Source organism: Streptomyces sp. NPDC127100, from assembly GCF_042724095.1.
Taxonomy (GTDB): domain Bacteria; phylum Actinomycetota; class Actinomycetes; order Streptomycetales; family Streptomycetaceae; genus Streptomyces.
In genome coordinates this window covers 104,169-117,253 of record NZ_JBHXFL010000009.1, presented here as the reverse complement: position 1 = coordinate 117,253, position 13,085 = coordinate 104,169, and the positions used below count along the sequence as shown (strand labels likewise).

General features: G+C 74.7%; 10 protein-coding genes. 5 read left to right on the top strand and 5 right to left on the bottom strand.

Annotated features, from left to right (window positions below):
- Positions 1-164 precede the first annotated feature (164 nt).
- The 3 genes from ACFWJB_RS12480 to ACFWJB_RS12470 form a co-directional block, all read right to left on the bottom strand.
- Positions 165-674, bottom strand: coding sequence for a hypothetical protein (locus ACFWJB_RS12480; protein WP_386922019.1), 510 nt, complete (start codon positions 672-674; stop codon positions 165-167).
- 214 nt (positions 675-888) lie between these two features.
- The gene (locus tag ACFWJB_RS12475; protein WP_385471199.1) at positions 889-2,496 is read right to left on the bottom strand and encodes an AMP-binding protein; all 1,608 of its coding nucleotides are present in this window, start codon (positions 2,494-2,496) and stop codon (positions 889-891) included.
- Entirely contained in the window at positions 2,493-4,166 is a 1,674-nt protein-coding gene (locus ACFWJB_RS12470; protein ID WP_386922016.1) for an AMP-binding protein, read from the bottom strand. Before ACFWJB_RS12470 ends, ACFWJB_RS12475 begins: the two co-directional genes overlap by 4 nt.
- Positions 4,167-4,290: 124 nt before the next feature.
- Here ACFWJB_RS12470 and ACFWJB_RS12465 point away from each other — a divergent pair, with 124 nt between their 5' ends.
- Positions 4,291-5,127 carry a response regulator transcription factor gene (locus ACFWJB_RS12465; protein WP_385471204.1) on the top strand — a complete coding sequence of 279 codons (837 nt, stop codon included), beginning with the start codon at positions 4,291-4,293 and terminating at the stop codon, positions 5,125-5,127.
- 436 nt (positions 5,128-5,563) lie between these two features.
- Positions 5,564-8,374 (top strand): AAA family ATPase, encoded by a 2,811-nt coding sequence (locus ACFWJB_RS12460; RefSeq protein WP_386922014.1) that lies wholly within the window; start codon positions 5,564-5,566, stop codon positions 8,372-8,374.
- Positions 8,375-8,403: 29 nt separating this feature from the next.
- Here ACFWJB_RS12460 and ACFWJB_RS12455 read toward each other — a convergent pair whose 3' ends face one another.
- Positions 8,404-9,240, bottom strand: a complete 837-nt coding sequence (locus ACFWJB_RS12455; protein WP_386922012.1) for an alpha/beta fold hydrolase — start codon at positions 9,238-9,240, stop codon at positions 8,404-8,406.
- 320 nt (positions 9,241-9,560) lie between these two features.
- Here ACFWJB_RS12455 and ACFWJB_RS12450 point away from each other — a divergent pair, with 320 nt between their 5' ends.
- Complete coding sequence (locus ACFWJB_RS12450) at positions 9,561-10,349, top strand: S1 family peptidase (protein ID WP_386922010.1); 789 nt, start codon at positions 9,561-9,563, stop codon at positions 10,347-10,349.
- 115 nt (positions 10,350-10,464) lie between these two features.
- Here ACFWJB_RS12450 and ACFWJB_RS12445 read toward each other — a convergent pair whose 3' ends face one another.
- Positions 10,465-11,571 (bottom strand): winged helix DNA-binding domain-containing protein, encoded by a 1,107-nt coding sequence (locus ACFWJB_RS12445; RefSeq protein ID WP_386922008.1) that lies wholly within the window; start codon positions 11,569-11,571, stop codon positions 10,465-10,467.
- Positions 11,572-11,771: 200 nt separating this feature from the next.
- Here ACFWJB_RS12445 and ACFWJB_RS12440 point away from each other — a divergent pair, with 200 nt between their 5' ends.
- Together ACFWJB_RS12440 and ACFWJB_RS12435 are read left to right on the top strand one after the other, a co-directional pair.
- Positions 11,772-12,659: a polysaccharide pyruvyl transferase family protein gene (locus ACFWJB_RS12440; RefSeq protein WP_386922006.1), complete on the top strand. Its 888-nt coding sequence runs from the start codon at positions 11,772-11,774 to the stop codon at positions 12,657-12,659.
- A gap of 55 nt (positions 12,660-12,714) precedes the next feature.
- Positions 12,715-13,023, top strand: a complete 309-nt coding sequence (locus ACFWJB_RS12435; RefSeq protein WP_385472889.1) for a DUF3040 domain-containing protein — start codon at positions 12,715-12,717, stop codon at positions 13,021-13,023.
- Positions 13,024-13,085 lie beyond the last annotated feature (62 nt).

Below are 13,085 nucleotides of genomic sequence, written 5' to 3'. Positions count from 1 at the left end.
GGTTGTCGGGCCGGTCTCGGGCGACGGGCCGCCGCGGGCACCGGCCGGGTCCCTGCCGCCTCCGGCGCAGGGGTGGGCCCGGCACTGCCGGTGGTGACGTCGTCGGCCCGGGCGTCGCGGTCGGCCCCGGTGCCGCGGCAGGGGCTTCGGGCGGTGCGGCAGGGCTACTTGCTGGTGTAGATCTCCACGAGCATGTGGTCACGGCCGTCGTTCTCGACGGACTCGCCCACCGAGGTGAGGGCACCCGCCGGGACCGTGTAGTGCGACTCGTCGTCGTCGGCGGTCATCGTCACGTCGGCCGTCTGGTCGGCGGCGCCCCTGATGCCGTAGACGGCGGGGATCTCCAGGCTGAGGTAGCCGCTGTCCCCGGTGACCCGGAAGCAGATGTGGTCCGTGCGGTAGTGCGCCCAGATCTCCAGCAGGCCGGCCTCGCTGCCGCACTCGGCCAGCACGATGTGCCCGTCGCCCCGCTTGAGGACGATGTTCTTCTCCTGCTTGATCTTGTCGGCGCCGGGGTAGTTGAAGTCCTCGACGGCGTAGCCGGGGGCCTCGTCGGCGACGGTGGTGGCCGCGGGCGGCGTCGGCCCGGCCGACGAGGACGAAGCGGCGGACCAGGCCGCGACGACGGCCGCGGCCAGACACGCGACCGCACCGGTACGAGTGATACGTCTCAACCTATTTCCTCACTGGGCAGGCAGCCCTGAGGGGTGAGCGGATCCTCGTGCGCGGAGCCGGCGCACCCCCCGAGCCGCGCCGATGTCGTTCCCAACTCCCCGTATACAAACAACAGTTCGCGCACATGTCTACTGAATCAAAACGGGTGATCACGAGACTTGGCGGGCGAACCGGTGCTCCGCGCCGCTCAATACCGAGAGGCAGGACTCCGCTTCACGCCCCGTACCGCTCCCGCAATTCGATCTTGCGCACCTTCCCCGAGACGGTCATCGGGAAGGCGTCCAGGTTCTGCACCCGGCTCGGCACCTTGAAGTGGGCCAACTGCCCGTCGCAGTAGGCGCGCAGTTCCTCGAGGGTCAGCGGTTCGGCGGGGTCGCGCGGGATCACGCAGGCGAGGACCTCCTCGCCGTAGCGCTCGTGCGGCACGCCGACGACCTGGACGTCCGCGATACCCGGGTGTCCGTAGAGGAACTCCTCGACCTCGCGCGGGTAGATGTTCTCCCCGCCCCGGATGATCATGTCCTTGATGCGGCCGACGATCTCCACGTAGCCGTCCTCGCGCATCACCGCGAGGTCCCCGGTGTGCATCCAGCGGCCCTGGTCGATCGCCTCCGCGGTCTTCTCCGGCTCGTCCCAGTAGCCGAGCATCACGCTGTAGCCGCGGGTGCGCAGCTCGCCGGCCTCGCCGCGGGGCACGGTCACGCCGGTCACCGGGTCGACGACCTTCACCTCGAGGTGCGGCAGCACCCGGCCGACGGTGCCGGTGCGGTGTTCGAGGTCGTCGTCCATGCGGGTCTGCAGGGAGACCGGGGAGGTCTCGGTCATGCCGTAGCAGATGGAGACCTCCTCCATGTGCATCTCGGCGACCACCCGCTTCATCACCTCCACCGGACAGGGCGATCCCGCCATGATGCCGGTGCGCAGCGAGGAGAGGTCGTAGGAGGCGAAGCCGGGGAGGTTCAGCTCCGCGATGAACATGGTGGGGACGCCGTACAGGGACGTGCACCGCTCCTGCTGGACCGCCGCGAGCGTCGCCGCCGGCTCGAAGGAGGGGGCGGGGATGACGATGCAGGCGCCGTGGGAGGTGGCGCCCAGGTTGCCCATGACCATGCCGAAGCAGTGGTAGAAGGGGACGGGCAGGCAGACCCGGTCCTGCTCCGTGTAGCCGACCGTACGTCCCACCCAGTAGCCGTTGTTGAGGATGTTGTGGTGGGAGAGGGTGGCGCCCTTGGGGAAGCCCGTCGTGCCCGAGGTGTACTGGATGTTGACCGGGTCGTCGCAGCTCAGCCCGGCGGCGATCCGCTCGACCCGCTCGGGCGGCACGGAGGCGGCGCCCGCGGTCAGCGCGTCCCAGGACGGGTCGCCGATGTAGACGGTCTCCCGCAGCGCGGGGCACCTGCCGCGGACCTCGTCCACGATCGCCCGGTAGTCGCTGCTCCGGTGGGCCAGGGAGGCGATCAGCACGCTGATGCCGGACTGGTTGAGCACGTACTCCAGCTCGTGCGCGCGATAGGCCGGGTTGACGTTCACCATGACGACGCCGATGCGGGCCGTGGCGTACTGGACGAGGACCCACTCGGGGCAGTTGACCGCCCAGATGCCGACCCGGTCGCCCTTGGCGACACCCTTCGCCAGCAGTCCGCGCGCCACCTCGTCGACGGCGGCGCCGAACTCGGCGTACGTCCAGCGCCGGCCGGACGGCACGTCGACCAGGGCCTCGCGGTCGGGGTGGGCGGCGATCGTCCGGGCGAGGTCGGCCCCGATGGTGTCGCCCAGCAGGGGGGTGTCGCTGGTGCCGTGGGCGTAGGAGAGCGCGGTCACCGGAAGTCCTCCTCGCGGTACTCGTCCTGCGAGCCCGCCGCGGTGGCCTCGCGCAGCTCGATGCGGCGGATCTTGCCGGACACGGTCTTGGGCAGCTCGCCGAACTCCAGGCGGCGGATGCGCTTGTAGGGGGCGAGGACCTCGCGGGAGTGCTCGAAGAGGACCTTCGCGGTGTCCGGGCCCGGCTCCCAGCCCGCCGCCAGGACGACGTACGCCTTGGGCACCGCGAGCCGCAGTTCGTCGGGGGCCGGCACGACCGCCGCCTCGGCGACCGCCTCGTGCTCCAGCAGGGCGCTCTCCAGCTCGAAGGGACTGATCTTGTAGTCGCTGGCCTTGAACACGTCGTCGGCCCGGCCCACGTAGGTGAGGTATCCGTCGGCGTCCCGGGCGCCGATGTCGCCGGTGCGGTAGTAGCCGCCGGCCATGGCCTCGGCGGTGCGGTCGGGGTCGCCGTGGTAGCCGGTCATCAGGCCGACGGGGTTCTCCGACAGGTCGAGCGCGATCTCGCCCTCGTCGGCGCCGGGGGCGCCGGTGACCGGGTCGAGGAGTTCGACGCGGTAGCCGGGGCTGGGGCGGCCCATGGAACCGGTCTTCAGCACCTGTCCCGGGCTGTTGGACACCTGGACCGCGGTCTCGGTCTGGCCGAAGCCGTCCCGGATGGTCACGCCCCAGGCCCGGCGGACCTGCTCGATGACCTCCGGGTTCAGCGGCTCCCCGGCGGCGACGACCTCGCGCGGCGGGGTGGCGAGCTGCGACAGGTCGGCCTGGATGAGCATGCGCCACACCGTCGGCGGCGCGCAGAAGGTCGTCACCCCGGCCCGGTCCATCTCGGCCATCAGCCGGGCCGCGTCGAAGCGGGTGTAGTTGTGCAGGAAGACGGTCGCCTCGGCGTTCCACGGCGCGAACAGGTTCGACCAGGCGTGCTTGGCCCAGCCGGGCGAGGAGATGTTGAGGTGCACGTCGCCCGGCTTCAGGCCGACCCAGTACATCGTCGCCAAGTGCCCGACGGGGTAGGACACGTGGGTGTGCTCGACCAGTTTGGGGCGGGCGGTCGTGCCCGAGGTGAAGTACAGCATCAGCGGGTCGTCGGCGGCGGTGGGACCGTCCGCGACGAAGCCGGCGGGGGCCGCGGAGGCGTCCTCGTACGACTGCCAGCCGGCCCGGTCCGTGCCGCCGACCGCGATGCGCGTGTAGTCGCCGGGCACGTCGTCGAACTTGCCGGTGTCCCCGGCCCGGGCGACGACGTGCCGCACCCGGCCGCGGTCGACCCGGTCGCGCAGGTCGGCCGGGCCCAGCAGCGTGGTCGCGGGGATGACCACGGCGCGCAGCTTCATCGCCGCCAGGGCCGTCTCCCACAGCTCGACCTGGTTGCCGAGCATGACGAGGATGCGGTCCTCCGGGCGGACGCCGCGCTCGCGCAGCCAGTTCGCCACGCGGTCGGAACGGGCGGACATCTCCGCGAAGGAGACGCGGACCTCGGAGCCGTCCTCCTCCACGATGTGCAGCGCCGTGCGTTCGTTGCCCTCGGCGATGACGTCGAACCAGTCCAGCGCCCAGTTGAAGTTCTCGGGCCGGGGCCAGGTGAAGCCCTCGTAGGCGGTGGCGTAGTCCGCACGGTGTTCCAGCAGGAAGTCGCGTGCGCTGCGGAACAGCTCGGTCGCCGTCGTCATCTGTCCTCCTCGGTGCCGGACCATTGCCGGGCGGCTCTCTGCCATCGTGTAATCCGTGATGCAGGTCTCACTACCCCCGAACGGGGGTGTGCGCGACGGAACGGGCCGCGAAGGAGTGAGCGCAGTGGCGGTGGACGCGGCTGACGGGGTGGAGATCCGCGGTGCCCTGGTGCGGCTGCGGCGCACCACCGGGTTGCCGGTCGCCTTCGGCGGACTGGTGGAGTCCGGCCGGCGGCAGGTGCGCATCAGTGAGCTCAGCGGCACCGCGACGGCCGCGCTCAGCGCGCTCGCGGTGACCTCCGGCAACGGGCTGGGCGGCAAGGCGGTCGCGTTCGCCCGGCCGTGCGCCGTGACCGACTACTCCGTCTCCCGGCAGATCAGCCACGAGTACGACCTTCCCGTCGCAGCCGAGGGCCTGCGGTCGGTGGTGGCGGTGCCGGTGGTGGTGCGGCGCCGGGTGCGCGGCGTGCTGTACGGCGCCCTGCGCGCGGCCCAGCCGCTGGGCGACCGGACGCTGGGCGCGGCCGTGGAGGCGGCCCGCGACGTGGAGCAGGCGCTGCTGCTGCGGGACGAGGCGGGCGAGCTGCTGGCGGCGGCCCGGCCGGAGCCGGCGCCGGATCCGGCGGGGTCCGCGGCGTGGGAGCGGGTGCGGGAGGCGCACGCGGCGCTGCGGACGCTGGCGCCGAGGATCGCGGACCCCGGGCTGCGGGACGAACTGCTGCGGGCCTGCGGGATGCTGGCCGCGGGGGCGGGCCCCGCCGGCGGGGTGCGGCCGGCTCCGCGCGAGGTGGACGTGCTGGCGTGCGTGGCCGCCGGGGCGACGAACGCGGCGGCGGCGGAGCGGCTGGGGGTGGGCGCGGAGACGGTGAAGGGGTATCTGCGGTCGGCCATGCGCAAGCTGGGCGCGCGCACCCGCGGCGAGGCGGTCGCGGCGGCCCGGCGGGCGGGGTGGCTGCCGTAGCCGTCCGGCGGTCGCGGGTGGGGCGTGCGGGCCGCGTGCGTGGTCGTGCGGGTCCGGTCCGTGGCCGTACGCGCGGCCGGGCGGGTGCGGGTTCGTCGTGGCTGGTCGCGCAGTTCCCCGCGCCCCTTGGGGGCTGGTGCGGGGGCCCGGAAGAGGTCGCGGCGGGTTCCGGTGGCCCCTGGGGGGCTGGTGCGGGCGCCTGGAAGAGGTCGCCCGGGTTCCGGTGTCCCTGCGTCGCCCGGGGCCCGGTGCTCCCAGGCGGCCGGTGCGGGCTTCCGGGGGAGGTGGTGGGTGGTGGGACCGGTGGGCTTTCCGGGGGGCTTTGTATTCTGTGTTCACCGCCTTGTTATTTCCCTCACCTCCTCGCCCTCCCGTTATTCATTGCCCCGATGCCTAATATTGGCCCGGACACGACACGCGGAGGGGAGCGGTCACCGTGGAACGGGACTTCACGGAGCCTGCCGGGTGCCGCTCCGACCTGGTCATCGGCCGGGAGGAACCCTTCGGCGCGGCCCGTGAGCAGCTCGCCCGAGGGGGCAGTGTGCTCCTGCACGGCCCCGCCGGAATTGGAAAGTCGGCCGTACTGCGGACACTGGCCGCCGAATACGGCCGCTCCGCACGCACCGTCTTGCGCTGCTCGGCCACGGAGTCCGAATCCCATCTTCCCTTCCTGGCCCTCGCCGACCTCCTCGGCCCGGTACTGGACGAGGTGTCCGGCGCCCTGCCCGCCGCGCAGCGCACCGCGCTGGAGTCGGCCCTCACCGGCCGCGGCGAGTCCACGCTCCAGCGCGACGGGCTCGCGCTGCGCCTGGCCGTGCTGTCCGCGCTGCGCGCCCTCGCGGCCGAGGGCCCCGTCCTGATCGTCGCCGACGACCTGCAGTGGCTGGATCCGGCCAGCACCGAACTGCTCGGCTTCGCCGCCCGCCGTCTGGGCGACACCCCGGTGCGGCTGCTGTGCGCGGTGCGGACCGACGGGCAGGAGTACGACCGTCACCTGCGGGCCTCCCCGCCGGACACCCTCGCGGTACGCCTCGAACCGCTGACCCGCGCCCAGGTGTCGGCGCTGCTCGACCAGCGCGGTTACTCCGGCCTGCCCCGTTCCACGGTCCGCGACATCCACCGCACCAGCGGCGGCAACCCGCTGTTCGCGCTGGAACTGGGCCGCGCCCTGGCCGAGAGCCCCACCCCGCCCCGGCCGGGCGAGCCGCTGCCGGTGCCGACCTCGCTGCGCGCGCTGGTGCTCAGCCGCCTGGACATGCTGTCGGACGAGGCCCGCCGCACCCTGCTGGTGGCCAGCGCGGGTGCCCGGCCCACCCCGGCCCTGCTGCACGCGGCCGGCCGGGCCGACGCCGAGGCCGAGACCGCCCAGGCGGCCGCGCTGGGCCTGCTGGCGACCGACCCGGAGGGTCCGACCGTACGGTTCGCGCATCCGCTGATCTCGGCCGCGCTGTACGCCGAGGCGCCGGCGCCGGACCGGCGGGCCGCGCACGCCGCGCTGTCCACGGCGGCGTCCGACCCGATCGAGCGCGCCCGGCACCTGGCCCTGGCGACGACCGGTACCGACCCGGAGGTGGCCGCGCGGCTCGCGGAGGCCGCCGCGCTGGCCCGGGACCGCGGCGCGCCGTCGGTGGCCGCCTCGCTGGGGCTGCTGGCGGCCCGGCACACCCCGCCGGACGGGGAGCCGGGGCCGGACGAACGGCGGCTCCAGGCGGCCGAGGACGCGATCACCGCGGGCGAGGTGGACCTCGCCCGGGACGTCGCCCGCGAGGTGCTGACCCGGGCCACCGCGCCGGGCGAGCGCGTGCGGGCCTGGATGGTGGTCATCGAGGCGGCCGGGCAGGCCATCGGCGACGTCGACGTCGTCTTCCCGCAGGCCCTCGCCGACGCGGGCGACGACCCGCGGCTGCTGGCCCTGGTCCACTACCAGCTCGCCTGGCGCGGCCTGGTGGTGCAGGGCGACTTCGCCCAGGGCCGGGAGGAGGCGGCGCACGCGGCCCGGCTGGCGGCGCGGGCCGGGGACCGGAGCACCGAGCTGCTCGCGCTCGCGTTCCAGGCCCAGGCCGAGACCCTGATGGGGCATCCGGACGCGCCCACGACCATCGAGCGGGCGCGGCAGGAGCCGCAGGACCCGAGGGTGGCGTGCCACCACAACGGGGCGGGCTCGACCCGGTTCCGCTGGCTGGTGATGAGCGACCGGCTGACCGAGGCGCGGACCACCGCCACCGGGCTGCTGCGCGAGGTGCGGCGGCGCGGCATGGCCGAGAGCGAGCTGCACTACCTGCGCTTCCTCTCCGAGACGGAACTGCACGCCGGGCACTGCGGCCGGTCCCTGGAACTGGCCCGGGAGAGCCTGACGCTGGCGCGGGACGCGGGCATCGGCGAGGCCGCCGGGGCGATGCAGGCGGCGCTCGCGGAGGCCGCGGGCGGGGACGTGGAGCGTGCGCTGACGCTGGCCCGGGAGGCGGTCCGGCGGGCCGAGGAGGACGGCGACGCCGTGTACCTCTCGCGCGCGCTGGCCGTGCTCGGCCACGCCCACCTGGTGGTGGGCGACGCCCCGGCGGCCGTCGACGCGCTGCGCCGGGTACGGGAGCTGGAGGCCGGCGCGGGCATCACCGACCCGGCGCGCGGCCGGTGGCAGGGCGATCTCGCGGAGGCGCTGGTCCGGACCGGGCAGCCGGCCGAGGCGCAGGAGGTCATCGAGGTCACGCGGGCGCACGCGCTGCGGCTGGGCCGCGGGAGCGTCCTGGCCGTGCTGGACCGGGCGGAGGCCCGGCTGCGGGCGGCGCGGGGCGAACACCGCTCGGCTGTCGCGCGGTTGGTGTCGGCACGGGACCGGCTCGGCGAGCTCGGCTTCGGACTGGAGGAGGCACGGGCGGCGTTCGCCCTGGCGGAGCTGCGGGCGGACGGGCCGGGGCAGGCGTCGTACGACGAGGCGGCGCGGCTCTTCCGGCGCTGCCGTGCGCTGCCCTGGCTGCGGCAGGTGGAGGCGGCCGTCGCGGCGCGGGCGGCCGCGGCCGAACCGGCACCCGCGCGGCCCGCCGCCGCCCCCGACTGCCTGGCGGGTCTGGCCGCGATGGAGCGTCAGGTGGCGTCGCTCGTCATGGAGGGGGCCACCAACCGGGAGATCGCCGCCCGCCTGTTCGTCAGTGTCAAGACGGTGGAGGCGACGCTCACCCGGGTCTACCGCAAGCTCGGGATCCGGTCCCGGGTCGACATCGTCAGGCTGGCGGCGGGCCGGAAGGCCTAGCCGGCCGGCCGTCGGAGGCCGGGGCGGGCTCAGGCGCGGGCGGCGTCCGAGCGGAGGAAACCGAGGGTGAGCGCCACCACCTGGTCGGGGAACTGGTCGTGCGGGTAGTGCCCGGCGCCCTCGATCATCTCGAGCCGGCCGAGGCCGGGCGGCAGGGCGTCGACGATCGCCGAGCCCTCGGCGTGCGGGTCGGCCCAGTCGGGGTCGAGCGTGCCCATCACGATCAGGACCGGGCACCGGACGTCGGCGAGCCGCGCCCCCGCGTCGACCGGGGCGCTGCGGCCCATGGCCTGCATGGCCTTCATACGGGCCGGTTCGCGCAGCGAGGCGTCGAAACGGCCGAGGCGCTCGGTCCAGTCGGCCGGCTTGACGCCGGGGTAGGCCTCGTCGAGGTATGAGCGCCAGAGCGGCAGGCTGCCGAGCGCACCCGCGCCGAGCAGCCGCAGCATGCCCCGCCTGAAGCGCCGTACCCGCAGGTCGCCGAGGCGGATCGACTGCTTGCGGGTGAACGGCGCGAGCTCGACGACGGCGGTGACCAGTGAGGGCTCCTGTGCGGCGGCGATGGTGGCGGCGCCGCCGGAGACCGAGTGGCCGACGACGACGGCCGGCCCGCCCAGGTGGCGGATCACGGCGAGCAGGTCGCCGGCGATGTCGGTGCGGCTCCAGGCCGGCCAGTCGGTGCTGGACTCGCCGCAGCCGCGCAGGTCGACCGCGGCGACCCGGTGGCCCGCCGCCACCAGGGCGGGCATCACGGCACGGTAGGCGGCACGGCTGTCGCCCACGCCGTGGGCGAGGACGATCAGGGGCCCGGTCCCCGCCACCTCGTATGCGAGCGTGCCGCCGTCGACGGCAAGGTACTCGGTCATGACATCCCCCGGTTTCCGAATGGCTAACGTTGTTAGCTAGAAGCTAATGCCGTTAGCCGGTCGCTGTCAAGCAGAACCGGTCCGCCCCGCGGCACGTCCGTGGAGGAGACCGGTGCCGAGGCCGGGACGGCGGGTTTGACGGGGACTCACCGAGGGTTATCCCTGCCCGACTCCCCTAGGGGCTTCCCTCATTGGGCGGCCGGTGCCGCCGGTTCTAGCGTGAGGGCGTGCCGCTCGCCCGGGCATACGGGGGTCTGTCCCGAGACCCCCGTGCTCCCCCCACGCCCGTGCGACCCCCCACCGGCAACCTGAGGAGACTCATGTTCGAGCTCACTCGCGCAAGATCGGTCACCGCCGCCCTGGCCACCGCGGCCGCCGCCGCGACCGCGCTGCTGACCGCCCCCGCCGCCGGCGCCGCACCCCAGCCGGTCGTCGGCGGCACGACCACCACGACCGCCGCGTACCCGTTCGTCATGCAGATCACCGACGCCTCCCAGGACCAGTTCTGCGGCGGCACCCTCGTCTCCCCCACCAAGGTGGTCACGGCCGCCCACTGCATGACCGGCGAGACCACCCGCAGCGTGCGCGTCGTCGGCGGGCGCACCTACCTCAACGGCACCGACGGCACGGTCGCCCGGGTCAGCCGGATCTGGGTGAACCCGGGGTACACCGACGCCACCGACGGCGACGACGTGGCCGTGCTGACCCTGTCGACGCCGATGCCGTACACACCGGCGACGTACGTCTCCTCCTCGGACACCTCCGTCTACGCGGCCGGCACCGGCGCCCGCGTCCTCGGCTGGGGGACGACCCGGGAGAACGGCGGCTCCTCCAACCAGCTGCGGACCGCGACCGTGCCGGTCGTGTCCGACAGCGGCTGCCGCACCTCCTACGGCTCCGACTTCGTCGCGAGCGACATGGTCTGCGCCGGATACACCTCCGGCGGCGTGGACACCTGCCAGGGCGACAGCGGCGGTCCCCTCCTCGTGGGGGGCGTCCTGGCAGGGATTACTTCCTGGGGCGAGGGCTGCGCCCGAGCCGGTTACCCGGGGGTCTACACCCGGCTGACCACCTTCTCGGACCTGGTGACCGCGCAGGTCACCTCGTAGCCCCGCCCCAGCAGGACTCCTGAGCATCCCTCAGGTGCAAGACCGGGGGGCGTTGCGAGCCACCACGAGCGGCCCGCAGCGCCCCCTCTCCATGCCCGCCGGACGGCGCCCCCGGTCAGCCGCGCACGGTCCCGAACCGGATGTCGTGACCCTCCCCGGGGTGCATGACCGCCAGCATCCGCGTTCCCTCCTCCAGGACCTCGTCCCGCCGGGCTGCCGTGAGCCGGTCGAACGCCTCGACGACGAGGGCGCCGTCCTCGAGCTTCCACAGTCCGGCCACGAAGCCGTCGACGAGCAGGGTGCGGTACGCCATGTTCCCCCGCCAGGTACGGCCCTTGTGCTCCGGCGGGACCACGCGGGAGCGGTCGGCGTGGGAGAGGAGCAGGTTGTCGAACTCGGGCAGGAAGCGCGGCGGGGCCGGGGTGTCCGGGCCGGGGCGCGGCGCGTCGGGCAGGTCGAACAGCTCGGTGCCGTCCGGGTCCCGGAAGGTGACGAGCCCGGGACGGAGCCGCTCGAAGACGTCCCGCAGCCGGGTCAGACCGGCCCACACCTGCATGTCCTTCACGGACGCCGGGCCGAAGGCGGCGAGGTAGCGCAGCACGGTGTCGTCCGGGGCCGGCACCGGGCGTGCGGGGCGCCCGAGCCAGTGCTCGGCGGTGGTGAGCGTGACCTGGCCGCTGCGGCCCCACAGTCCGCGCGGGGTCACCTGCACGAGCGGCAGCCGGCAGCGCGCCGCGACGGACAGGGCCTGCGGGTCGGCGTCGGGCCACTCGGCGAGCAGCGCCTGCCGCAGCTCCCCCATGGTGCGCGGTTCGGCCTCCACCAGCTCGCGTGCGACGACGGCGAGCCGGTCCAGGTCGACTCCCGCCAGCCCCTTGCGGAAGGTCCGCAGCTCGCGGTCCCGGGCCGCCTGCACCAGGGGACGCAGGGTCAGGGCGTCGTCGGCGGTGTGGGTGTGGATGGTCGAGCGCAGGGTGACGATGCGGACGACCCGGCGGTCGGCCATCGGCGCGGCCAGGTCCCCGGGGCGGAAGCCGTCCAGGCGGGCGGCGAGCGCGTAGTACGGGGGCTTCACGTTCTGGGCCTGGAGGCCGACGAGGTGCGCGACCGCGTCCTCGGCGGACATCGGCGCGCGGCGCAGCAGGAGCTGCCGGGCGAGCGTCGCGCGGTTGAGCGCGCGGATGCCGAGCACGGGGGCCGTCGTGGATGCCTTGGACGTCATGCCCGCACCGTAGCGTCCCAGGCGGTCAGCATCTGTCCTAGATGCCGGAGGGAAGTGGGGCGAACGGGGGACCCGGCGGTTGTCCTCCGGCCGGCCGGGCACCCGGGGCCACTGTGCAGGGACTGGGCGGACACGACGGACCGGACGGACGCGGCGCACGCGAGGGCCCCGGGGGCCGGGGCGGGCCGGGACGGGTGCTGGTGACCGGGTGGTTCAGCTTCCTGGACGGGGAGGCGACCGCCGGGGACGTCCTGGCGCTGCACCGGGTCGAGGAGGTGCTGCGGGACGCGGGACTCCCTCACGACGTCGTATGGAGCCCCGGGTTCCGGGCGGACGCGCGGCACTTCGCCGACGTGGACCCGGCGGCCTACTCCCAGCTGGTGTTCGTGTGCGGGCCGGCGCACGGGCCGCAGGTCGAGGAACTGCACCGGCGGTTCGCGCACTGCGTGCGGATCGCGGTGGGCGTCTCCGTCGTGGACCCCGGCTCCCCGGCCGTCACCGGCTTCCACCGCGTCCTCGCCCGGGACGCCGCCGGCCGCGAGCCGACCCTCGACCTCGCGGCCCGCGCCCCCGCCCTGCCCGCCCGTCCCGTCGTCGGGGTGGTGCTCACGCACGGGCAGCACGAGTACGGGCCCCAGCGGCGGCACGACCAGGTCGCCGCGGGCGTGACCCGCTGGCTGTCGGCACGTGACTGCGCGCGCCTGGAACTGGAGACCCGTCTGGACGCGCACGACTGGCGGCTGTGCGGCACACCGGCCCAGCTGGAGGCCGTCCTGTCCCGGCTCGACCTGGTCGTCACCGACCGGCTGCACGGGCTGGTGCTGGCGCTGCGGGCCGGGACGCCGGCGCTCGCGGTGGATCCGGTCGCGGGCGGCGCGAAGGTGACGGCGCAGGCCCGGGCCTGCGGCTGGCCCGCGCTGGTGGCCGCCGAACGGCTGGGGGCGGACGTGCTGGACCGCTGGTGGCAGTGGTGCCTCACCGACGGGCGGGAGGCCGCCCGGCGGATCGGCGCCGGATTCCGGGCGGACGCGCGACCGGACGGCGCCGACGGTCTCGTGGCGGCACTGGGAGTGCGGCCGGCCGATTGACCCCGGCGCCGAGGGGCACCCGGTGACGGTCGGTCCGCGCCCAGGAGGAATCATCGTGACCATCGGCCGGCTCCCCGATCACGAACAGCGCATACTCGACGAGGTCGAACGGGCCCTGCGCCGCGACCGCCGGCTCGACCGGCGGCTGCGCACCCTGCGGCTGCGCCGCGGTCCCGACCTCACGCGCCTGGCGTCCTACCGTCCGCGCACCCTGACGGTCTTCCTGCTGCTCGCCCTCTCCGTGACCCTCATGGTGACCGGCGTCGTCACCTCCGAACCCGCCGTGATCTGGGCGTTCGCCGCCGTGTGGCCGCTCGCGCTGTTCGCGGTGCTCCGGCGGCTGCTCCGGTGTTCGCACGGCTGACGCCGGCGTCCGGGCTTCCCGTACGGCGCCGCACGCGCAACCGGCCTCCCGTCCCCTCGGCG